Source organism: Arthrobacter sp. StoSoilB22 (genome assembly GCF_019977315.1).
Lineage (GTDB): Bacteria > Actinomycetota > Actinomycetes > Actinomycetales > Micrococcaceae > Arthrobacter.
On sequence record NZ_AP024652.1, the window covers coordinates 3,561,519 to 3,581,895 of the forward strand.

Genomic DNA, 20,377 nt, shown 5'->3' on the forward strand with positions numbered 1-20,377 from the left:
GGCTTAGCCCCTGTTCATGACATCGAGGCCGAAGGCCATGGCGAGGTTCTCCGGCTGGAGCACGGTGTCCGGGCTTCCATGCATGAGCACCTTGCGCATCAGCAGCACTGCTTCATCGCAGAGTTGGGGCAGGGCATGGAGGTCATGGGTGGAAATGAGGATGGTGGCTCCGTTGTCCGCAAGCTCGCGGAGCAGCCTGGTGATAGTAGCCTCAGACCGTTTATCCACGCCCGCGAACGGCTCGTCCAGCAGCATCATGGTGGCGCCTTGCGCAATGCCGCGGGCAACGAAAGCCCGCTTTTTCTGCCCACCGGACAATTGACCGATCTGCCGGTCGGCGTACTCGCTCAGCTCCACGCGTTCCAAAGCATGCTCGACGGCGTCCCGGTCCGCTTTGCGGGGACGGCGCGTGAATCCCAGGTGCCCGTAACGGCCCATCATCACCACATCCCGGACGGACAGGGGAAATGCCCAGTCAACGTCCTCGCTTTGGGGAACGTAGCCGATCCCCGCGTCCTTGCGCATCTTCACTGGAGGTTGACCGTTGATGAGCACCCTGCCGGAATCCGGTTTGACCATGCCCATGATGACTTTGAACAGAGTGGACTTGCCGGAGCCATTCATGCCCACCAATCCGCAGATCCGCGAATGCTCCAAGGAAAGCGATGCGGAGTCCAGGGCCAGAACTTCACCGTAATGGACCGTGACATCCTCAACAGCAATGGCGGGTGTGCTCATGACGTTCCTCCTGTCAGTGCCGTGGTGATGATTTTGGCGTCGTGGCGCATGAGATCCAGATATGTGGGGACAGGGCCGTCTGCTTCAGAGAGAGAATCGACATAAAGCACCCCTCCGAACGTGGCATCGGTGGCACCCACCACCTGTTGCATGGGGGCGTCGGACACCGTGGATTCACAGAACACGGCCGGAACCTGGTTCTCCTTGACGAATTCGATGGCCCGCGTGATCTGCTGTGGCGTGGCCTGCTGCTCTGCGTTCACGGCCCAGATGTAGACCTCTTTGAGGCCGGCATCACGGGCCAGATATGAGAATGCGCCTTCACAAGTGACCAGGGCCCTCTGTTTTTCCGAAAGTACAGACAGTTTGGACACCATTTCGTCCTGCACGGCCTGAAGTTGGGTGTTGTAGGCCTTCGCGTTGGCTTCGAACTCGACGGCGTGGGACGGGTCCAGCTTGGCGAAAGCCGTGGCCATGTTGTTGGCGTAGATCTGAACGTTCTTGGGCGACATCCATGCATGGGGGTTCGGCTTGCCCTGGTAGGAGTCCTCGGCAATGGGCATGACCTCCACACCATCGCTGACTACTACGTGCGGCACATCAAGGTCTTCGACGAACTGGGCGAACCAGGCTTCGAGATTCAGCCCGTTGTCAAGGATGAGGTCGGCTTGGGCGGCTTTCCGAATATCACCTGGCGTCGGTTCATAGCCGTGGATTTCAGCTCCGGCTTTGGTGATGGACTCTACGCGCAGTTTGTCTCCGGCAACGTTTTTTGCAACGTCCGCCAGCACGGTGAACGTTGTGAGCACCACCGGCTTGTCATCGCCTCCGGCCGAGGAATTCCCACCGCAGGCGGAGACCCCCAGGGCAAGTGTGATTGCGGTCAGGGCAGCAGCGAAACGGCGGACATCTTTGGCGCGCCGAAACGGAAAGTTAGGCATACCGAAAATTGTAGCGACGCATGGGCCGCCCGGCAAAGCTAGGCTGGTCATATGGGCACTCTTTCCACCAAGGCACCTGAGTTCAAGTTCACTGCCTTGGACGGCCTCGCCGTTGCCGTCTACGTAGGCTTCACGGCCTACTTCCTGCTGGCCGGTGAGACGCTCAACCTCCTGATGCTGCAGCTTTTCGCGAACCCGGCCACAGCGTCGTTTGCCGTCAACGCAATCTTTTATGCCGGCGTCGGAATATTCTCCGTGGCGTCTGCCTGGCGTGTGGCCGGCCGCGACCTGAAGATACTGGGGACCCGGCCGTGGTTCACGCTGGGCATGGTGCCGCTCGCCATCGTGGTGATGCTGATACTTACGGCACTTCTGGTGGCGGCCTTCGGAGGCGTTCAAAGCTCTGAAAACCAACTGGGCATCCAGGGCATGCTGCAACAGGTCCCCGCGTGGTTGATGGTGCCACTATTGGTGATCCTGGGCCCGTTCGTGGAGGAATACCTCTTCCGTCACCTCCTGATCGGCAAGTTGTCGCAGTACCTGAACATCTGGATCTGCTGCGTGATCTCCGTAGTGGTTTTCGCATCCATCCACGTGGTGGGCCGCGAAGGGCTTGCTTTGCCCGCGTTGGCACCGTACTTGGGGATGGCCGTGGTGCTGGTGGGGGTCTATGTGTGGACGGGGAAAAACCTGATGTTCTCCTACTTTGTGCACGCCGCCAAGAACCTCATGGCCGTTGTCCTGATCTACGCTGTTCCCCCCGAACTCCTACCCAACTGAGTCGGGAACCCGGACGGAAGCTGACCGCAAGGCCCTACCCGGCCACCCGCAGTCGGGAATAGCTTGAGGGCATGACACTGAACATCCAGGTAGTAGTCGACTGCAAGAAGCCCCACGAACTCGCCGATTGGTGGGCAGAAACCCTTGAGTGGACCGTGGAGCCCCAGGACGAGGCCTTTATCCGCTCCATGATCGAGCAGGGCCACGCCACCGAGGCCCAGACCATCACCCACAAGGGCAAGCTGGTGTGGGCCGAGGGCTGCGCAATTGTGCCCGCCGAGGACAAAGACCCCAAGACGGGCCGGCGGATCCTGTTCCAAACGGATCCCAACCAAAAGTCCGTCAAAAACCGCGTCCATTGGGACGTCCGCCTGGACGGCCGTGACAAGGACGACGTGCGTAAACAGCTGGAAGCACGCGGTGCCAAACACTTATGGACCGCCAACCAAGGACCCCACGAATGGCACACCATGGCCGACCCCGAGGGCAACGAGTTCTGCATCAGCTAAGGCCATTACTAGACTCAGGGTGTGAACAACCAACTCCCTGCCAAGGTTTCCGACGTCTTTGACCCCTCACGCTGGCGCACCGTTTCCGGCTTCGACGACTTCAAAGACATGACCTATCACCGGCAGGTTGAGCGTTCAACGGACGGCTCCGTCAAGGACCTCCCCACGGTCCGCATCGCCTTCAACCGCCCCGAGGTCCGTAACGCGTTCCGCCCGGGCACCGTGGACGAGCTCTACCGCGCCATGGACCATGCCCGCATGACACCCGACGTCGCCACCGTCCTGCTCACGGGTAACGGCCCCTCGGAGAAAGACGGCGGCCACTCGTTCTGCTCCGGCGGAGACCAGCGGATCCGCGGCAGGGACGGGTACCGCTATGCCGAAGGGGATACCCAGGAGACCATAGACCCCGCCCGCGCCGGCCGCCTCCACATTCTTGAAGTCCAGCGCCTCATGCGCACCATGCCCAAAGTGGTGATCGCTGTGGTGAATGGTTGGGCGGCCGGTGGCGGCCACTCGCTGCACGTGGTCAGCGACCTCACCATCGCCTCGCGCGAGCACGGCAAGTTCAAGCAGACCGACGCCACCGTGGGAAGTTTCGACGCCGGATACGGCTCTGCGCTGCTGGCCCGCCAAATCGGTCAGAAGGCCGCGCGGGAGATCTTCTTCCTGGCCCGCGAATACTCTGCCGAAGACATGGTCCGGATGGGCGCTGTCAACGAGGCCGTGGATCATGAACGGCTGGAAGAAGTGGCCCTGGAATACGCCGCGGACATCGCCCGCCAATCTCCGCAGGCCATTCGCATGCTCAAGTTTGCCTTCAACCTGGCAGACGACGGCCTCGCCGGGCAGCAGGTATTTGCCGGCGAAGCCACCCGCCTCGCGTACATGACGGACGAGGCCGTGGAGGGCAAAGAAGCGTTCCTCCAGAAGCGCGATCCCGACTGGTCCAACTTCCCTTACTACTTCTAGGACACCCGGTGGACATCGATCCCATACTCAAAGCCCTGATGGCCGCCCTCCACGGCGAGGGCCCCGCCGTCGAAATCGTCGTGGACGAACTCGGCGAGCCGCAAGCGGTTCCGGTGGAGACCGGCGTCGAAGAGGCAGCCGTTGTGGTCCGCACCTCCGGCTCCACGGGGACGCCCAAAGCCACCGTTCTGACCATTGACGCCCTGGCTGCGTCCTCCGTGTCCACTGCCATGGCCCTCCGCGGCGAAGGCCAGTGGCTGCTGGCCCTCCCCCTGCAGTATGTGGCCGGGGTTCAGGTGCTGGTCCGCTCGCTCTATGCGGGCACACGTCCTTGGGTGATGGACCAGTCGAACGGCTTCACCCCTGAGGCCTTCACCGCTGCGGCCGAGGAACTCACGGACAAGATCCGGTTCACCTCTTTGGTGCCCACGCAACTGCAGCGGCTGTTGCACTCCCCCGCGCCGGAAACCCTCGCCGTGCTGCGCCGCTTCAACGCGATTCTGCTGGGCGGCGCACCCGCTTCGGCTGAACTCCTCAGCACTGCCCGGGAGCAGGGACTCAAGGTGGTGACCACCTACGGCTCAGCCGAGACTTGCGGTGGGTGCGTCTACGACGGCGAGCCGTTGGACGGCGTCGAGGTCCGCATCGGCCAGGGCGAACTGGAAGGCCGCATCCTGCTGGGTGGCGACACCGTGGCGGCAGGCTATATGGATGCTGCCCGGGCTTCAAAGGCTGCGTTCTTCGAGGAAGACGGGACCCGCTGGTACATCACCGGGGATCTTGGGGAACTGTCCGACGACGGCAAGCTTACGGTTCTGGGCCGCGCCGATGACGTGATCATCACCGGCGGCGTCAAAGCCTCCGCCGCATACATCCAAGGCAAGTTGGAAGAGCTCGACGGCGTCACCGCGGCTTTCGTGACCGGCGTCCCGTCGCGCGAATGGGGCCAGGCCGTGGCAGCCTACGTTGCCGTGACCGATCCCTCGCCCGAAGGCGTGAAGGGATTCACCGCCCGACGCGAAGAGGCACTGGGCGTCCTTGCACCCAAGACGGTGCTGGCCGAGAAGGAACTGCCGATGCTTCCCAACGGAAAACCGGACCGCATGGCCATGATTGACCTGCTTTCCAATCTGCATCAGGGACAATAGACACGTTCTTCCTCCCGAGCCTGACTCAAGATCAACCGCGAAATACACGAGGTACTACACGTGGCGACAGCTGCACAATGGATTCAAGGAGCCCGGCTCCGCACACTGCCCGCGGCGATTGCGCCGGTCCTCATCGGTTCGGCAGCGGCGTACGAGCTCCAGGCTTTCCGGCTGCCGAACGCGATCCTGGCGGCACTTGTGGCTCTCTTGCTTCAAATCGGGGTCAACTACGCCAACGACTACTCGGACGGGATCCGCGGGACGGACGAGGACCGGGTGGGTCCTCTTCGCTTGGTGGGTTCCGGCGCAGCCAAACCGGAACAGGTGAAATGGGCAGCCTTCGCGCTCTTCGGGGCGGCGATGATCTGCGGCCTGATCCTGGTGATCATTACCCAGACGTGGTGGCTGATCCTGGTGGGCATTGGCTGCGTCCTGGCAGCTTGGGGATACACCGGCGGGAAGAACCCCTACGGGTACCTGGGCTTGGGTGACGTCTTTGTCTTCGTGTTCTTCGGTCTTGTGGCCACCCTTGGCACCACCTACACCCAGGCCGGGCAGGTCAGCCTCGCCGCGGTGATTGGTGCGATCGGCACCGGGCTCATTGCCTGCGCATTGCTGATGGCCAACAACGTGAGGGACATCCCCACGGATGCGGCAGCAGGAAAGCGCACCCTTGCTGTGCGGCTTGGTGACAGGCATGCCCGTGAAAGCTACGTCCTGATGCTGGCCGTCGCCATTCTGCTGGTGATCGTGCTGGCACCCACCAAACCGTGGATGCTCATTGTCCTGCTGCTGATCCCCGCGTGCCTCATGCCTGCCTGGCTGATGGTGAACGGCAAGAAGCGCAAGAGCCTCATCCCGGTCCTCAAGCAGACCGGCATGATCAACCTCGGCTACAGCCTGCTGTTCTCGCTGGGGCTGATCCTAAGCCGCGGCTTCTAAACCTTTATACGAGTTTTTGTACAGCTAACGCCCCCAAGAAGCCTTCTTAGGGGCGTTAGCTGTACAAAAACTCCTAGACAGAGCCCGGGCGTTTGTCGTTGTTAACGGCGATGTCCGGGTTTTTCTCTACCAAGCCGTCCTCGGCTGCGGCGTCTTCAACCTCACCCGCGGTGCGAATCGGCTTGGCCCGCCCGGAGAAACGCTCGCGCATGGCCGCAGTGGCGGCGTCGCGCTGTTTTTGGAAGAAGAGGTAGCTGATGGCGAAGGCAATCAGACCGGCGAACACCACAGCCAGGATCCAACCAACCCCCAAAAAGGCGAACAACACGAACAACGGCACGAACAGTGCCAGGCGGATGAGGGAATACTTCAGGAAAGCCACCATCCAAGTTTAGCCGCCCGGATGGTTGCACTCTGATCACAGCCGCAAGAGGGCGTCCAGTGATTGGCTTCCGGCGACTAGACTTGGTGCATGCTCCGGGTTGTAGGCGTCGTCATTGTATTGGTCATCTTTGTCTATGCCTTGGTGGACGTCATCCGCACCGACGGCCACCAGACACGCGGGATCTCCAAACCCGCGTGGATCATTGTGATGATCGTCCTCCCGCTGCTGGGCGCGATCCTCTGGTTCATTTTCGGCCGCCCTTACAACAAACCCAAAGCCGCACCGGTTCGACGCCAGCCCACAGCTCCGGATGACGACCCCGAATTCCTCCGCAACCTGGAAACCCGCCGCCGTAACCAGGATGAAGACGATCGCCTGAAAAAGCTCAAAGCGGACTTGGAAGCCAAGGAACGCGATCTTGGCGAGAAGCCCGGCGATGGCAGCGGCGACGCCAAAAACAACGGATTCAAACCCGGCGATGCCAAGCGTACCGAGCCGGATCCGCATGATACGGACGAGCTGAAGTAGGGAACATGGCCCAGCAAGCTGATGGATCACGGCAGACACCTTCCTCCACGCCATCAGTCAGCGGGCCCGCGTCACCCTCCGCACCACCGCCGCGCCCCGGCATTTCACTTTCCACGCCCCCGCCCATAGCAGCGGTGGTCAAACCTCCCGCACTAGCGCGATGGTCGCGCTCACTATGGGTGGCCAGCTTCGTGGCGGGGATAGCCGTGGTGGCCACAGGCTTTCTGGGCCGTGATTCCCACTTCGAACGCTTGAAGGGGGTCATCGGAGGCATGGTTCCCGAGGGCGACGCCAATGCAGTGGAGGGGGCCACTGCGGTGGTGTTCCTGGGAAGCCTCGCCATGCTGGCCCTGGTGGTGGCCATGGAAGCGACCCTGCTGGCGGCCCTGTTTAGACGCCGCATCTGGGCGCGCTGGGCCTTGGCCCCGCTGGTCCTCCTGCACGCTGTGGTCACCGTCATCACCGCCGACTTCGTGGTGGCGCCCGGAGCCGATGGCGTCCTGACAACTGTGCTCTTGGCGGCCCAATTCATCCTGGCCGCTGCTGGCCTGATCCTGCTGTTTCTCCCATCCACCACCAGCTGGCTGCTGAGCGAACGGTTTTCTTAGCGAACGGCCGGAATTGCGGCCAACATCCCTTCGCAACTGCGCAGGACTACGCGGCATGCGTCCAGTGCGGCCGGCTCAGTGAGCGGGTTTTCCGCGATCAACCGCCAACGGTTAAAGGCGTTCCGTGCCGCCTCACTGATCTGCTCCGGGGTTGCCCCGGGATCCAAGCCCAACCTCAGCTGGGGGGTACTGCCGTGGCCGCCTACCAACTGCTCGGCTTCCGCAGACAACTCCGGGGTCAGGCTTAGTCCCGTCGTTCGCAGCGTCCCTAGGAGTTTCAACTCCCGGAACTCGTGCGCGCCAGCCTGCAGCCTCTCCAAGCCGGCTTCCAGCGGAAGCACGGTATCCCGCGGTGAACCGCGCAGCAAAGCTTCCAAACCCACGACGGCGGCACGAGTCTTGAGTGCGTCCGCCCGGGCTTGGAACAAAGAGGCGATATTCTGAAGCAACTGGCCAAGTCCGCTGCGCCGTGCCAACTCATGGGCTAGTTCCGTGGGGTTGCTGATTCCGCCCCGGATCAGTGCAACACCAAGGCGAATGCCGAAAAGGCCGAATCTTTGCACGAGGAACGCTTTGGCTTCCGGTGTCAGCTCAGCGGGTTCGCTGGCCCGGACAAAGAGGTCCGCTGATAGCATCAGCCTTTCCCGCTGGTTCCTGTCCATCAGCGCCAACACCTGCATGGCTTCAAAATCCGTTTGGCGCATGGTCCGCGAGCTTTGCGCAAGCAGCCCGGCAACCGGCACGACGCCCAGCGCAAGCGGCCTGAGGTTCTGGTCCCTGCTGTATCTATCAGCGATCACCGCGGCGGAGATGAGGGAGTCGATTCTTCCCGCACCGATCTCGTCGGCCCGGGACAGGACCGCCAACGCATTGACAGTCCCGGATTGACCCGCGGCGGTGTCCTTAAAGGACTCGAGGAACCTGACATCGGAGGCATGAAGATGCCGCATGAGATAGATGACAGCATCGGCAGCCATGGGGGCGTCCTCGGGTAGGAGGAATTCTGCGGAGCGCCCTGACACATCCCGGGACAACGAGGCGATCCCCGGGGTATCGATCAGCGTCAGCTCCCTCAGGCTCGCTGCCGGCCAATCCACCACCAAGCGTTCCACGTCCTCAGGCCGGACATCGCCCAAGCTGAAGATCAAACGGCCATCCTCACGGGTAACCGGGAGCGCAAGCGGCTCCCCGATGATGGGATGAAGCGTAATCCTGGGAGTATGCCCGTACCGGTACCAGGTGACGATTCGGGTGCATTCCCCGGCATCGGTGGGCGCGATTTCTTCCCCGATGATCGCATTGAGAAGAGTGGATTTGCCGGCCTTGACCATACCGGCCACTGCTACCCGCAACGGCCCTTCCAGTCTGCCCTCGAGCTCCTCCACCACCGCTAGAGCCGCTGCGTCGTGCTGGAAAACCTCCCTTGCTTGCCGGAGCAGGTCAGATGCTCCGGCGATGCCCGAGTCCATCATCCCGCCGGGACCGCCGACGTTGACGTGGTGGATTGGGGCAGGTTGTTGGCCTGGTCGGTTGCGGGTGGCTTTTGGTGCAGTTGATGCGCGGCCTTCGCCAGGGCGTCCACTGCTTTGAGCTGGTTCCGTATCTCTTTGATTCTCATGTCCCGCTCAACCGCGTACGTGGCTGCCGCTTTCTGTGCGGCCGCAACGGATTCTGTCAGGGAACGGTGGTGCTCTTCGGCGATCTCCGTGAAATGGTCGCGTGTGGCACGCTGGACCAGCCGCAGCCTGTCTTTGAGCTGCTTGCCCACTTGGAACACAACATCATCAACGTGCTTCCGTACCAGCACCTTCGCTTCGGACTGGCGTTGTTTCAGGCGCGCTTCTTTGTCTTCCCTATAGGCTTTCCGTCCCAGCATCAGGCCGGCCCCAACCGATAGCGGATTGATAAGGGCCATCCCAAAGATGCCCGTCAGGAGGCCGAACATCAGTACGCCTCCGTAGGACCCGCGCATCCCGATCAGCACTTTCTGCAGCGGCCCGAGCCTGCCATCCTGCATCTCCTGGATGTCGGCTACAGGGTCCAGTACGCCGCCGGTGTCTGCCACTTTCAAGGCGGGGAGGGCCACCACTTCCTCTGAGAAGTGCTCCGCCACCTGGGTGGCCAACCATTGCGCACGTTCGCTGGTCCACACGAAGGTATCTGAAACCGCCGCTGCCGTGCTCTGTTCCAGCCATTGCGTGAACTGCTCCCACGCGGGTCCGGGGTCCCCTTGATCAATGGCAGTTTCGGCCTCGCGTTGTATCCGGCGGAGCCTGTCCCTCAAGTCGTACTCCAGGTCGGCGATCAGGTCACCAATGCCGTCATTGAGGGTGATCTGCCAACGGGCGGAGCGTTTGCGCAGCGAGTCCGCATCCTCCTTCGCCGCGTTCAGGCCAGCGATCATTTGTGGTGTTCCTGCCGGGTTTTCCAAGGCTTCAAGTTCCGACTGCAAAGCCAGCCGAAGGTTTTCGGTGACAGACAAAAGGTCGTTGCTGACGGATCTGCGTTGCATCCTGGCCGCCCCGCCCACAATGTTGTTCCGCAAATGGCCGATCAGCGCGGGAAATCCTGATTCGGCGTTCAATTCCTGGTCCTGCAGCCGCGCCGCATGGAGCCGCAACTCCGAGGACACTGGAAAGAGTGGAATATCGGGCCCGACGCTGGCCAGGTGTCTTTGATCCAGCTCAGCGATTTGGCGCCAACTGGGATAAAGATCTGTCTTGGACAACACACACAGGACGTTCGGGCTGATGCGCATCGCTTGACTCAGGAACCGCATCTCCGGTTCGGTGTATTCCTGCGATGCATCGGAGACGAACACCATGGCGTGGGCCGATGGCAAGGCAGTCAACGTGGTCAGTGTGTGTGTTGAGCCCAGTCCGCCAACGCCAGGGGAATCGACGATCGTCAGTCCACCGCTCAGCAGCTTCCGGGGCAGTGACACTTCTGCGGCCACGATGTTCTTCGCGTTGCCCGGATTACCTTTCTCTGAGACGTATTCCGCGAGTTGATCCAGGTGGACGGGTTGCCTTTCCAAGCCGTTTTCGCGTCCTCCGGCATCTCCTTCGGCCTCCGGTCCGCTGCTTTGTTGGGCGGGAACGAGAACGACCGCCGACGCCGGGTCCCCGTGCCGCACAACTGTTGGGACGGCGGTGGCAATGTCGTCATCCACCGGGCAGACAGGTGCGTTCACCAGCGCGTTGATGAGCTGGCTCTTCCCTTGTTTGAACTCGCCCACCACGATCACACGGACACTGGGATCGCTGAGGCGGGTGAGGGTATTTTCCAGACGACGCCGGAGGTCGTTCCGGTCCCCTGCCAGCGCCATGCCCTGTTCCACCAAGATGGTCATGCGTCCTGTTTCCGTCACCGTCTGTCCTTTGTCCCTTGTTTTCCAGCGCCGCTCCAGTGAAGAGGCCACGAAGTGCCCGGCAAACGTTATGGCGTCTGCCGGGCACTGCTGGGGTTTTCGTAAATGTTGTGTCAAAAATTCTTTACGACGTTTGGACCTTCCTGGTGCTAGTCGATTTCCACATCGTTCTTGGCGACGACGATCGAATCATCAATGTCGTTGTATTCAACCTCAACGTCGAGTTCGTTGTCGGCGATGACGGTGTTGTCCTCGACGTTGGTGTAGTCGAGTTCCAGCTCGTTGTCCTGGATGACCGTGGAGTCGTAGTTGACCTGCACGTCCTCGACGTCGATGTCGGTGGAGTTATCAACTTCCAGCTCGTTGTCCTGTACAACGATGGATTCGTTGATGAGCTGAACGTCTTCGACGTCCACATCCGTGGAGTTGTCGTTGAACGAATCGGTGACGTTCACGGAGTTGTCCGTGACGGAGTTGTCGGAATTATCCGAGTTGTCCGAGTTGTCGTTGAACGAATCCGAGACGTTGACCGAGTTATCCGAGTTGTCCACGGAGTTGTCCGTGTTGAACGAGTCCTCGATGTCCACATCAACATCAACATCGGTGTTGTAGGAGTCCTTGGTCACCGAATGATCGGAGTTGTCGTTGAACGAATCCTTGACCTCAATGTCCGTGTTGCCTACTTCAACATCACCGTCGCCGGACTCCGTAATGTTCACCGAGTTATCCGTTGAATGGTCATCGGTGGTGGTAGTGGTTGTAGTCGTGGTGGTGTTGCCCGAATTGCTGACGTCGTCGCCGGCAGCAATAGCGCCGTCGCCGGAGGCCACCACAGCGTCCTGGTTGAAGAGTTGCGTGACATCGCCGTCGGCCCAGATGTTCTGGTTCACCGACTGGTCAGTGATGGTGTCGCGGTCGTCGATGGTGGTGGTGTAGGAGTAATTGTTCACCACGTGGACCAGCTGCTGAACGGCATGTGCGTGGTCGTCCCAGTCGCCGCCACCGCCGCCACCACCGTGACCGCCGCCGTCGTGGCCACCGTGGTCGCCGCCGTCGTGGCCACCGTGGTCGCCGCCCCCGCCACCACCGTGGCCGCCATGTCCGTGATCGTCGTCGTCGTGTCCACCCCAGCCGCCGCCACCGCCGCCGCCACCGTGGCCGCCATGTCCGTGATCGTCGTCATCATGGTCCGGGCGTCCGCCGCCACCGCCGCCACCACCGTGGGGGTGATCATCGTCGTCGCGGCCACCCCAGGCACCCCCGCCACCGGTGGAAGCGTGATTTCCGCCAGTGTTGTATTCGCGGTCGAAAGAGGAACGGGCGCTGATGGGTGCGTAGTCCAGGACAACCGGACGAACGGCGTCGACGTCGGCCGAGGAGACGTCACGCAAACCCGCTGCAGCGAGCGCAGCTTCCGGATCACGGACGAACTCTTCAGCGGCATCTGGATCATTGAACAGGCTCATCAGGAACTGCACGAGCTGTTGTGCGAGTGTAGGCATTGGAGTGCTCCCTCAAATTCTGTGGTGTGTGGTTGGCCCGGCGCCTTTGCCGGGCTTGAATTCAACGTATTGCCGGGCCGGGGGTCCGGGCATCGGGGGTGGTCCCCCTACCCAGTCACCCACCGTTAGGGGATGGCGGGGTTTCCCGTTAGGGGGTGAAGGGGTATGCCGCCTACGGAGGCGGGTACCCCTCCCCCAACGCCAGCCGTAGGCGGACCAAGAGCTCCGAACGGTTTTCCGCTCCCAGACGTCGCCGCATACGTGCCACGTGATGCTCCGCCGTGCGGGGAGAGATATAGATGGCCTCACCGATCTCCCGGTAGGTCTTGCCTTCAAGGATGAGTCGGCCCACTTCACGTTCCCGGGCGCTGAGCCCTGAGGTGTCGGGAGTTCCGGGACCACCATTGCCAAAGTCCATGACGGGTTGAGCTGTAGCGCTAGAGCGCGCGTCCTCTGGCCGTTGGGCCGCCCCGGCAGGCGGTGCTGCACTTTGGGGATGAATATCCCTGGCGCACGCCAGTAGTTTCACCATGTCTCGTCGCTCATCCGCGTGCGCGGCGGCGTGGCCCGCCAAGCGCGCGCCCTCCCAAGGCATCCCGACGGCGGCCAACCCACGGGCCGCTGTTTCGACGTCGGACGCTTCAAATCGGCCTGCCAAGACGGAGACCCACGCCTTGCCGCCTGTGGCGAGCACGGACGCCAGATGGCTGTGTTCAGAGGCGCGCACGAGTGCTGCAGCGTGTGGTGCCAGTCCGGCGGGGTCTTCGCTGAGCAAAGCCGCCTGCACCGCCGCCCAGTGCAATGGAACGGACCACAAGGGCGGTTTGCCCAGCCTGCCCAGCAGCTCCCAGGCGTTGTCCAGGTAATGGCCAACCCTCCTTGATTCCCGAAGCCGGGCCGCGGTGATCATGAGTTCGCCCCACGGCAGGAGGCTGAAGAGATCCACGGACACATGCATCATCGCTTCGCGGGCTCTCTCCCAGGCAAGCACGAGCTCGTGCATGTCACTGCCGCGCCGGGCAAGGCCCACCTCCAGTGCCGCAAGCAAGAACCCATCCCTTGGTGCCAAGGACCAAGGGATGGCCTTGAGGGCCTCGTTGACGGCCAGGATGGCGTCATCGGCGTTGTCCTGTTGCATGGAGGACCACGCCCGCAACAGGAACAGCCGTGGTCGCGCTGCATCGCCCCCCTGACCAGCCGCCAGCGCTGCTTTGAGCACTGTGTCCGCCACCTCCGGCTCCCCGCTGTGGAGGGCGCATAAGGCTGCCAAGGCTCCGGGTGTTTCCGGAAGGGGGATGGTTGTGCCTGCCGCGTTCATCATGTCCGAGGCCCGGATGAGCTCAGGCAGCGCCAGTTCCGGGGCCGGCCCCAAGGTTCGGCGGAGCCCTTCCTGTGTCAGTGACAACGCCACTGCCAGGAGCGTCGGAGAACCGCTCGGCGGAGCAGCTGCCAGAAACTCTTCGGCAGCCGCGGCATTTCCGGTCCCGATCATGGCCACAGCAGCAAGGGGTGCCGAACCATCGATCCTGTTCGGCCCAAGCCAGCTGTAAGTATCGGCGCTCCGGGACAGCATTCCGCGCTGCGCCCAGACCGCCGAGGCTACGTCTACTCCCAGTCGCAGGTCCGGTGCCTCGGGCACCGCCAGGAGTCTGTCCGCGATTCTGCCTGCAGCATCCAAATCACCAGTCGCGGCAGCAGCCTGGGCGCGTCTTGCGGCCTTGGCGGCCTCGTCACCCCCGGCCAAAAGAGCTTCGGCGTAGAGCTCTGCAGCCAGCCGCGGGTCATTTTCCAGCGCTTCATCTGCGCAGCGTTCGAGCTCAGCCACCACGCGGGGATCCTTGAAACCCGTCCGCGCAAGGTCACGGGCCAGTTCCCCCAAGTGCTGGCCGTCCTGAATGGTCTTGTCCACCAGCTCTTTTTGCATTGCACGGGTGCGGGCAGGTGGAGTTTCCTTCAGCAAGGCATACCGTGCCGTTGCTGCGTCCCAGGTATCGGTTGTCTCTGTGAGGGGGTGATCTTCTGCGCCGGGACCATAGTGGCCGGGCATATGGTCATGTCCCGTCATGGGTTAGACCGCCGAGAGCAGCGACGGATCCGCAGCGGGGCTGGTTTCCGTTGGTAACGGAGCCGGGTCAGGGACGGCCGGCGGTGTGGTCTCTTGCGGCAGTATTGGTTCCTGTGCCGGGGGTGGAGGGTCTTGGACCACCGTCGGCTCGGGCGCCGGCACGGTCGGTTCCGGCGTTGGGGGTGGAGTCACTGGGTCCGCGGGAGTACTCGGAGGTGTTGTCGGTTCTGTTACCGGTGGGGTGGTGGGCTCGGTCGTTGGCGGTGTTGTGGTCGGTGGCGGAGTCGGTCCGCTGGCGGCACCTCCTGTGGGATCAGGTGCAGGGGTCGCTGGCGGGGTCTGGGTACCTGGAGCCTGGGTACCCGGGGCCTGGGTACCCGGCGTCTGAGTACCCGGAGCCGGTGCAGCCGGTGGGGTGGACGCCCCCGGCGCAACCGGTGGGGTGGTGCCGGCCGCGCCGGTTCCCGTCCCGGCAGTGGTTCCGGAGCCGGACCCGGCGCTTCCTGTACCACCGGTGCCCGCGCTGGTTGACCCGGGGTTCGTACCCTGAGTGTTTGCACCTTTGGCTGGCGCCTTTCCGTTGGATCCAGCCCTCGTGACGCCCGCCCTGGCGCTCGCTTCGAGACCGCCCGCCAGTCCTCCGACAACCGGGATCGAACCCCCTGCGCCTCCAGCGCCGTTGCCTTGGGCGCCGGGAGCCTGTGCCCCGGCTGCCTGAGCACCGCCGTCGCGCATGACATCCGCTGCCTGATTGCCGAACATGGTGGCCAGCAGTCCTGAGCCTGCGGGGCTTTGGGCCGCCGTGGCAGTCGCGATGGTCAGCGCGGCAGCGGCCGCAGCGGCTGCTGCCGCCATCCGCACGGGGGGCCGCGGGGCATGCCGGCCTGGTGTGGTCACACTGGATTTGGGGTGGTTGAATGCCGGAGCCCTGCCCGGGACGTGCGGCCTCCGCATCGCAGCCGCCGCGCTTGTTTTTACAGGCCCGGATGGCAAGGCTGCAGCGGCCGGAGCTGAAGCGGCCGTGGCCGAGGCTGCCGCGGCATCCACTGCGTCCGCCCCCTGCGAGAGCAGGCCAGCGACAGCAGCGCCACGGCAGATAGACGATTTGGGATCGGCGTCAACGGCGATTGGTCGGTCAAGTTCCACGGAAATCAGCTCTGCCACGAGTGGTATCCGGGAAGACCCGCCGATGAGCAGCACTGCGCTGAGATCCTGGGCTTGGAGGTTGATGGTTCTCAGGCTGCGTTGGAGGGCGTCCACGGTATCCCTGACAGGGGCCTCGATCATCGCCTCGAATTCGGAGCGGACCAGCCGCACCGACGTCTGGGTTCCGGGCAGGGATACGGCCACGCTGGCTTCGCTGTCCAGTGAGAGTGCCTCCTTGGCTTCCCGGCATTCCCGCCTCAACCGCGCCAGTGCAGCCAAGGTCTCGGGAGAGGCCGGGTCCATGGCCGGGCCGTCGCCAAGGTGACCCATGACGTGGCGCAGGACGGCGGCGTCGAAATCGGCGCCGCCCAGAGTTTCAATGCCATCCGGACGGCCCAATAGCTCAAAGTTGCCCGCTCCGGCTTTGCGAAGGATTGCGGTGTCGAACGTACCGCCGCCGAGGTCGTACACCGCGATAATGCTGCCGTCCTCCACGCGCGTTTGGGAGGCGTAGTGCAGCGCAGCCGCTTCCGGCTCGCTGATCAGGGTGATGTCCTGCAGGCCTGCCATGGTGAGCGCTGCCAGGACCAGTGAGGTGCGGTGCTGACCCCACGCTGCAGGGTGGGTCATGATGATCGACGTCGGCGCGGTGCCCTCGCGCTCTTGGGCCTTATCCACCACCCATCGGGCCATGGTGGCGTACACGTCCTCTGGTGCCAGCCAGCTTTCGCCCACAGCGAGGGGAACGGAGTCACCTATGCGGCGCTTGAACTCCCGCACCATGCGTTGGGGGTCGTCCAGACCGCGACGTTCGGCGGCTTCTCCTACCAGCACCCGGCCGTCGCCGGCATAAAACAGCACCGAGGGCACGGCACTGCCATGCAATCCCAGCGAGAGAATTTCAGGGGTTGGAGTGGGTCCTTGGCAGGGCTTGACAAGGGCTGCGGCGGTAAAACTTGTTCCGACATCGATGGCGAGAACATAGCTCATGGTTACCTCGAAAAGGTCACGGCGCGTCGCTAGCGGGCTGCATCACAAGCGGGTCCTGAACAAGGTAGCACCTGCCCCTGACGGGCAAAAGGCTTAGTTGCAACACCAAATTGTCATGATTGCTACACCGATTTGTCATACTCCGCGACCGTCATCCGCGTGCAGGAGCAAAGCCCCTGCTCAGAGGGCCAAAGCGGCAGGCCCCTCGGCCTAAAGCCCCGAGTAGGAGTGCAGACCGTTGAAAACGGTATTGACGAGCGTGAAGTTGATGATGACGCAGGCGTAGCCAACAATTGACAACCATGCGGCACGGGTTCCGGTCCAACCGCGTGTGGCCCGGGCATGCAGGTAGCCCGCGTAGACCACCCAGATCACAAAGGTCCACACTTCCTTGGGGTCCCAGCCCCAGAACCGGCCCCAGGCCTTCTCGGCCCAGATCGCCCCGAACATGAGGGTAAACGTCCAGCCGATGAAAGCGATGGCGTTAATGCGGTAGGAGAGATTCTCAAGGCTCAAGGCGTTCGGAACCAGGCGCATGAAGCCCAACCTGTCCGCACGGCCGGCAGCCAGGTTCTTTTGGCGATGAGATTGCAGCAACTGCAGCACGGACATGGCAAACGTCAGGGTGAACAGTGCAGAGGACAGCACCGCGATGGAGACGTGGATGATCAACCAGTAACTCTGCAGCGCCGGAACCAAATGGCCCACTGGAGTCCAGAAAGCAGCCGAAGCCGCTACCAGCATGATGATGGCCAAGCCGATCACGAACGTGCCCAGGAAGCGGAGATCCCTACGGATGAGGACTATAAGGAAGACAGCCACTGCCACGAAAGCACCGGTGGTGAGGAACTCGTACATGTTGCCCCACGGCACGCGGCCTGCACCGAAGGCACGCGTCACCACACCCGCACCATGGATCAGCACACCCAGCACGGTCAGCGCGACGGCCACGCGGGCAGGAGCGCGGCGTGCGCCTGCGTACTTCATGTCGCCGGCGGCGGTACCGCCCTCAACGGTGAGGCCCGACGTCGGACGCTCGGCGCGACCAGCCGGCCCACCGGCGTCGGGACCTCCCAAACCTGCCGCGACGCGGCCCGCAGCAACGCTCACCTTGTGGTCGGTGGTGCTGGCCGCAGCCTTCTGGTCCACGGCGCGGAGCATCTTGCTGCTCTTGGCCAGGTCCCAGGCAAAGGCGATGAACGCCACGGTGTACGTGCCGGCGGCCAACAGCATGAACAGCTCGCTGTACTGGCCCAGGGTTTCGTTGATGACGGGCATTACTGGTCCTTCGAGGTTGAGGAAGATCCTGCAGTTGTTGTAGCGGTGTCCGGCGTGGCCGGCGTTTCCGGGATGTTCCATTCCCGGGCAAAGATCTCGCGGAGGGCTGCTGCTTCACCGGCGAGGCGGTGGTCTTCGCCGCGAGCCAGCAGGCCGTATTCCACCATGGTGCGGCCATCGGAGTGGGTTCCGGTGCGGACCCAGACGCGGCGGCGGTTGATGTACAGCGACATGACCAGACCGGCGACTGCGAGGAAACCGAAGATCAAGGCGTACAGCTGGCCGGGGTTGTGGTGGATGTCCACGCCGATGTACTTCTTGACGCCATCGAACGTGATGCTGCCCTTGCCTTCGGGCAGGTCCACGGTGGCTCCGGGCGTTAAGGTGATGCCGCCCGCAGCGAGGTCGCGGGCATTAAGGGGTTTCAAGTCCTTGACATCCAACTCGAACACGTTCTGGGGCACGCCCTTGTCCAGGCCGAGGTCACCATAGAAGGAATTCAGGCTCAGCTGGGGGTTGAAGAGTTCCGGGGAAGCGCTGAACGAGGTGCCGGTCTCTGTAACGAACGCCGTCGGAAGGAAGAAGCCCACAAAGCCCAGCTGTTCCGGCTTGGCATCCGGGACCTTGATGACCACGGACGAGTAGTAGTTGTCGCCCTGGACCTTGGCAATCACTGGCCCTTCGAAGGAGACGTTGCCCTCCCCATCGCGGATAGTGACCATGGGCGCGTAGCCGTTTCCGGTGAGATAAAGGCTGGTTCCTCCGAGGGAAACGGGGTCGTTGACCTTCAGTGTTTCCTTCTTGCCCGGCGCATCAGGGGTTTCCTTGGTGGTCACCTCAGCGGTGTAATCGATGGGCTGGCCGGCCTTGCCGGGAGACTCACCGCGATCGAACGTGGCCTCGAACTTGTCCAATTGCATGGAGTACGGCTGGAGTGAACTGCTCTGGAAGTTGGTACCCGGAGTGAATTGGTCATAGCCCACCAGGGTGTTGACGAACGTGTCGCCCTCCACCAGGATCCGCTGGCCGCTGTACCCGAAAAGGCCACCAATGGCCACGGACACCAGCACCCCGATCAATGAGGTGTGGAACACCAGGTTCCCCACTTCCTTCAGGAAGCCGCGCTCGGCACCCAAGGACGGCAGGTCGCCGTCGACGTCCCTGACTTCCACGCGGTAGCCGCGCTTCTTGAGCAGCCCGGCGGCATCGGTGACGGCCTTCGACGCCGGGATCCCGGCGTCGGCGGGCAGCGCCAGAGTGCCGTATTCCGGCAGGCGCGAAAGGCGCCTGGGAGTGTGCGGCGGCTGAGACTTCATGGCCTTGTAATGGGCAATGGCGCGGGGAGTAACGCAGCCGATCAAGGAAATGAACAGCAGGATGTAGATGGCCGAGAACCAGGCCGAGGAGTAAACGTCGAACATCTGGAGGGCGTCCAGGAATGGGCCGGTTGTTGGGTTGTTCCTGATCCAGTCAGTAACCACCACCGGATTGGCCGGCCGCTGCGGAAACAGGGAACCCGGGACCGCGCCAACGGCCAGCAGGAGCAGCAGGAACAGAGCCGTGCGCATGCTGGTCAGTTGGGTCCAGGACCACCGGAGCATGCCCTTGAAACCAAGCGCGGGCAGGGCAGCCTCGGACTTGGCCTGCTGGAGTTTTCCGTCCGCTGTGTTCTCAGCGGCTGGTGACTTCTTCTTGGCTTTCACGGACTCGCTCATCAGATTGGCAACTTCACATCGTTTTGGAACCAGTACTGCAACTCGGTCACCCAGGCTCCCCACACTCCGGTGGCCATCAGGATGCCGAGCAAAATCAGAATGCCTCCGCCGATCCGCTGGATGGCCAGCCGATGCTTTCGGAAGAAGGACATGACTCCCATGCCCCGGCGTACAGCCAACGCAATCAGGAGGAACGGAATGCCAAGGCCAAGGCTGTAAACGAACGCCAGGAGGGCACCCTTGGCCGCCGACGAACCGCCGGACAAGCTCAGCAACTGTACCGCGGAGTACGTCGGACCAATGCAGGGCGCCCAACCCAAGCCGAACGTCAGCCCCAGGAGCGGAGCGCCCCACAAGCCTGCCGGCGGTTTGGCATGGATTTTCGCGTCCCGCTGGAGCCAGCCGAAACCACCCATGAACACCACGCCCATGATGATCACCAGGATGCCCAGCAGTTGAGTGATCCAGGCGTTTTGCGGACCCGTCAGCAACGTTCCAAGCTGACCGAAAGCACCGCCCAAGAGGACAAAAATCACCGAGAATCCCAGGACGAACAGCCCGATTCCGGCCAGCATACGGCCTCGCCGCTGCTTTTGGAGGTCGACGCCGGTCAGTCCCGTGACGTAGCCAAGGTAACCAGGGACCAGCGGCAGGACGCACGGCGAAAGGAAGGAGACCAGCCCGGCCAGCAATGCCACCGGCACAGCCAGCAGCAGTGATCCGTTGAGGATCGTCTCGGCGAATGGACTGTTCATGGGTG

General features: G+C 62.8%; 18 protein-coding genes. 7 read left to right on the forward strand and 11 right to left on the reverse strand.

All coding sequences use genetic code 11. The features are described from left to right. Positions 1 to 3: 3 nt before the first annotated feature. On the reverse strand, positions 4 to 738 hold the full coding sequence (locus LDN70_RS16505; RefSeq protein WP_223940819.1) for a metal ABC transporter ATP-binding protein: 735 nt from the start codon (positions 736 to 738) through the stop codon (positions 4 to 6). Then, positions 735 to 1,679: a metal ABC transporter substrate-binding protein gene (locus LDN70_RS16510; RefSeq protein WP_223940820.1), complete on the reverse strand. Its 945-nt coding sequence runs from the start codon at positions 1,677 to 1,679 to the stop codon at positions 735 to 737. Before LDN70_RS16510 ends, LDN70_RS16505 begins: the two co-directional genes overlap by 4 nt. Before the next feature lie 51 nt (positions 1,680 to 1,730). On the opposite strand from LDN70_RS16510, the gene LDN70_RS16515 reads away from it, so the two are divergent. The 5 genes from LDN70_RS16515 (at position 1,731) to LDN70_RS16535 (ending at position 6,030) form a co-directional block, all read left to right on the forward strand. Continuing rightward, on the forward strand, positions 1,731 to 2,459 hold the full coding sequence (locus tag LDN70_RS16515) for a CPBP family intramembrane glutamic endopeptidase (RefSeq protein WP_166841784.1): 729 nt from the start codon (positions 1,731 to 1,733) through the stop codon (positions 2,457 to 2,459). A gap of 71 nt (positions 2,460 to 2,530) precedes the next feature. Beyond that, positions 2,531 to 2,968: a VOC family protein gene (locus tag LDN70_RS16520; protein ID WP_223940821.1), complete on the forward strand. Its 438-nt coding sequence runs from the start codon at positions 2,531 to 2,533 to the stop codon at positions 2,966 to 2,968. A 21-nt stretch (positions 2,969 to 2,989) separates the two neighbouring features. Next, entirely contained in the window at positions 2,990 to 3,940 is a 951-nt protein-coding gene (locus LDN70_RS16525) for a 1,4-dihydroxy-2-naphthoyl-CoA synthase (protein ID WP_223940822.1), read from the forward strand. 8 nt (positions 3,941 to 3,948) lie between these two features. Then, on the forward strand, positions 3,949 to 5,088 hold the full coding sequence (locus LDN70_RS16530) for an AMP-binding protein (RefSeq protein WP_166841787.1): 1,140 nt from the start codon (positions 3,949 to 3,951) through the stop codon (positions 5,086 to 5,088). Between the two features lie 60 nt (positions 5,089 to 5,148). Next, entirely contained in the window at positions 5,149 to 6,030 is an 882-nt protein-coding gene (locus LDN70_RS16535; RefSeq protein ID WP_142938108.1) for a 1,4-dihydroxy-2-naphthoate polyprenyltransferase, read from the forward strand. Between the two features lie 73 nt (positions 6,031 to 6,103). Here the strand turns inward: LDN70_RS16535 and LDN70_RS16540 are convergent, their stop codons facing one another. Further along, on the reverse strand, positions 6,104 to 6,415 hold the full coding sequence (locus tag LDN70_RS16540) for a DUF4229 domain-containing protein (RefSeq protein WP_142938107.1): 312 nt from the start codon (positions 6,413 to 6,415) through the stop codon (positions 6,104 to 6,106). Positions 6,416 to 6,502: 87 nt separating this feature from the next. Between LDN70_RS16540 and LDN70_RS16545 the strand changes: the two genes are divergently transcribed. Together LDN70_RS16545 and LDN70_RS16550 are read left to right on the forward strand one after the other, a co-directional pair. Continuing rightward, a complete protein-coding gene (locus LDN70_RS16545; RefSeq protein ID WP_223940823.1) occupies positions 6,503 to 6,943 on the forward strand; it encodes a PLD nuclease N-terminal domain-containing protein in 441 nt (146 codons plus the stop codon). A 5-nt stretch (positions 6,944 to 6,948) separates the two neighbouring features. Next, entirely contained in the window at positions 6,949 to 7,551 is a 603-nt protein-coding gene (locus LDN70_RS16550; protein ID WP_166841789.1) for a hypothetical protein, read from the forward strand. On the opposite strand, the gene LDN70_RS16555 is transcribed toward LDN70_RS16550, so the two are convergent. The 8 genes from LDN70_RS16555 to LDN70_RS16590 form a co-directional block, all read right to left on the reverse strand. Next, positions 7,548 to 9,023 (reverse strand): dynamin family protein, encoded by a 1,476-nt coding sequence (locus LDN70_RS16555; protein WP_223940824.1) that lies wholly within the window; start codon positions 9,021 to 9,023, stop codon positions 7,548 to 7,550. The genes LDN70_RS16550 and LDN70_RS16555 overlap by 4 nt on opposite strands. Next, entirely contained in the window at positions 9,020 to 10,921 is a 1,902-nt protein-coding gene (locus LDN70_RS16560; protein ID WP_223940825.1) for a dynamin family protein, read from the reverse strand. The genes LDN70_RS16555 and LDN70_RS16560 overlap by 4 nt, the downstream gene beginning before the upstream one ends. 149 nt (positions 10,922 to 11,070) lie before the next feature. Continuing rightward, positions 11,071 to 12,423 (reverse strand): IniB N-terminal domain-containing protein, encoded by a 1,353-nt coding sequence (locus LDN70_RS16565; RefSeq protein WP_223940826.1) that lies wholly within the window; start codon positions 12,421 to 12,423, stop codon positions 11,071 to 11,073. A gap of 172 nt (positions 12,424 to 12,595) precedes the next feature. After that, positions 12,596 to 14,488, reverse strand: coding sequence for a LuxR C-terminal-related transcriptional regulator (locus tag LDN70_RS16570; RefSeq protein ID WP_223940827.1), 1,893 nt, complete (start codon positions 14,486 to 14,488; stop codon positions 12,596 to 12,598). Between the two features lie 3 nt (positions 14,489 to 14,491). Further along, a complete protein-coding gene (locus LDN70_RS16575) occupies positions 14,492 to 16,624 on the reverse strand; it encodes an Hsp70 family protein (RefSeq protein ID WP_223940828.1) in 2,133 nt (710 codons plus the stop codon). A gap of 210 nt (positions 16,625 to 16,834) precedes the next feature. Further along, positions 16,835 to 17,902, reverse strand: coding sequence for a c-type cytochrome biogenesis protein CcsB (gene ccsB, locus LDN70_RS16580; RefSeq protein ID WP_223940829.1), 1,068 nt, complete (start codon positions 17,900 to 17,902; stop codon positions 16,835 to 16,837). Then, on the reverse strand, positions 17,902 to 19,617 hold the full coding sequence (resB, locus tag LDN70_RS16585; protein WP_223940830.1) for a cytochrome c biogenesis protein ResB: 1,716 nt from the start codon (positions 19,615 to 19,617) through the stop codon (positions 17,902 to 17,904). Before resB ends, ccsB begins: the two co-directional genes overlap by 1 nt. After that, complete coding sequence (locus tag LDN70_RS16590) at positions 19,617 to 20,372, reverse strand: cytochrome c biogenesis CcdA family protein (protein WP_166841796.1); 756 nt, start codon at positions 20,370 to 20,372, stop codon at positions 19,617 to 19,619. Before LDN70_RS16590 ends, resB begins: the two co-directional genes overlap by 1 nt. Between the last annotated feature and the right edge of the window lie 5 nt (positions 20,373 to 20,377).

Bases quoted from the DNA above. Each gene is read 5' to 3' on its own strand.
- ccsB (WP_223940829.1), bottom strand. From the start codon at position 17,902: ATGCCCGTCATCAACGAAACCCTGGGCCAGTACAGCGAGCTGTTCATG.
- LDN70_RS16555 (WP_223940824.1), bottom strand. From the start codon at position 9,023: ATGATGGACTCGGGCATCGCCGGAGCATCTGACCTGCTCCGGCAAGCA.
- LDN70_RS16540 (WP_142938107.1), bottom strand. From the start codon at position 6,415: ATGGTGGCTTTCCTGAAGTATTCCCTCATCCGCCTGGCACTGTTCGTG.
- LDN70_RS16590 (WP_166841796.1), bottom strand. From the start codon at position 20,372: ATGAACAGTCCATTCGCCGAGACGATCCTCAACGGATCACTGCTGCTG.
- LDN70_RS16520 (WP_223940821.1), top strand. From the start codon at position 2,531: ATGACACTGAACATCCAGGTAGTAGTCGACTGCAAGAAGCCCCACGAA.
- LDN70_RS16575 (WP_223940828.1), bottom strand. From the start codon at position 16,624: ATGAGCTATGTTCTCGCCATCGATGTCGGAACAAGTTTTACCGCCGCA.
- LDN70_RS16570 (WP_223940827.1), bottom strand. From the start codon at position 14,488: ATGACGGGACATGACCATATGCCCGGCCACTATGGTCCCGGCGCAGAA.
- LDN70_RS16505 (WP_223940819.1), bottom strand. From the start codon at position 738: ATGAGCACACCCGCCATTGCTGTTGAGGATGTCACGGTCCATTACGGT.
- LDN70_RS16565 (WP_223940826.1), bottom strand. From the start codon at position 12,423: ATGCCTACACTCGCACAACAGCTCGTGCAGTTCCTGATGAGCCTGTTC.
- LDN70_RS16550 (WP_166841789.1), top strand. From the start codon at position 6,949: ATGGCCCAGCAAGCTGATGGATCACGGCAGACACCTTCCTCCACGCCA.
- LDN70_RS16510 (WP_223940820.1), bottom strand. From the start codon at position 1,679: ATGCCTAACTTTCCGTTTCGGCGCGCCAAAGATGTCCGCCGTTTCGCT.
- resB (WP_223940830.1), bottom strand. From the start codon at position 19,617: ATGAGCGAGTCCGTGAAAGCCAAGAAGAAGTCACCAGCCGCTGAGAAC.
- LDN70_RS16515 (WP_166841784.1), top strand. From the start codon at position 1,731: ATGGGCACTCTTTCCACCAAGGCACCTGAGTTCAAGTTCACTGCCTTG.
- LDN70_RS16545 (WP_223940823.1), top strand. From the start codon at position 6,503: ATGCTCCGGGTTGTAGGCGTCGTCATTGTATTGGTCATCTTTGTCTAT.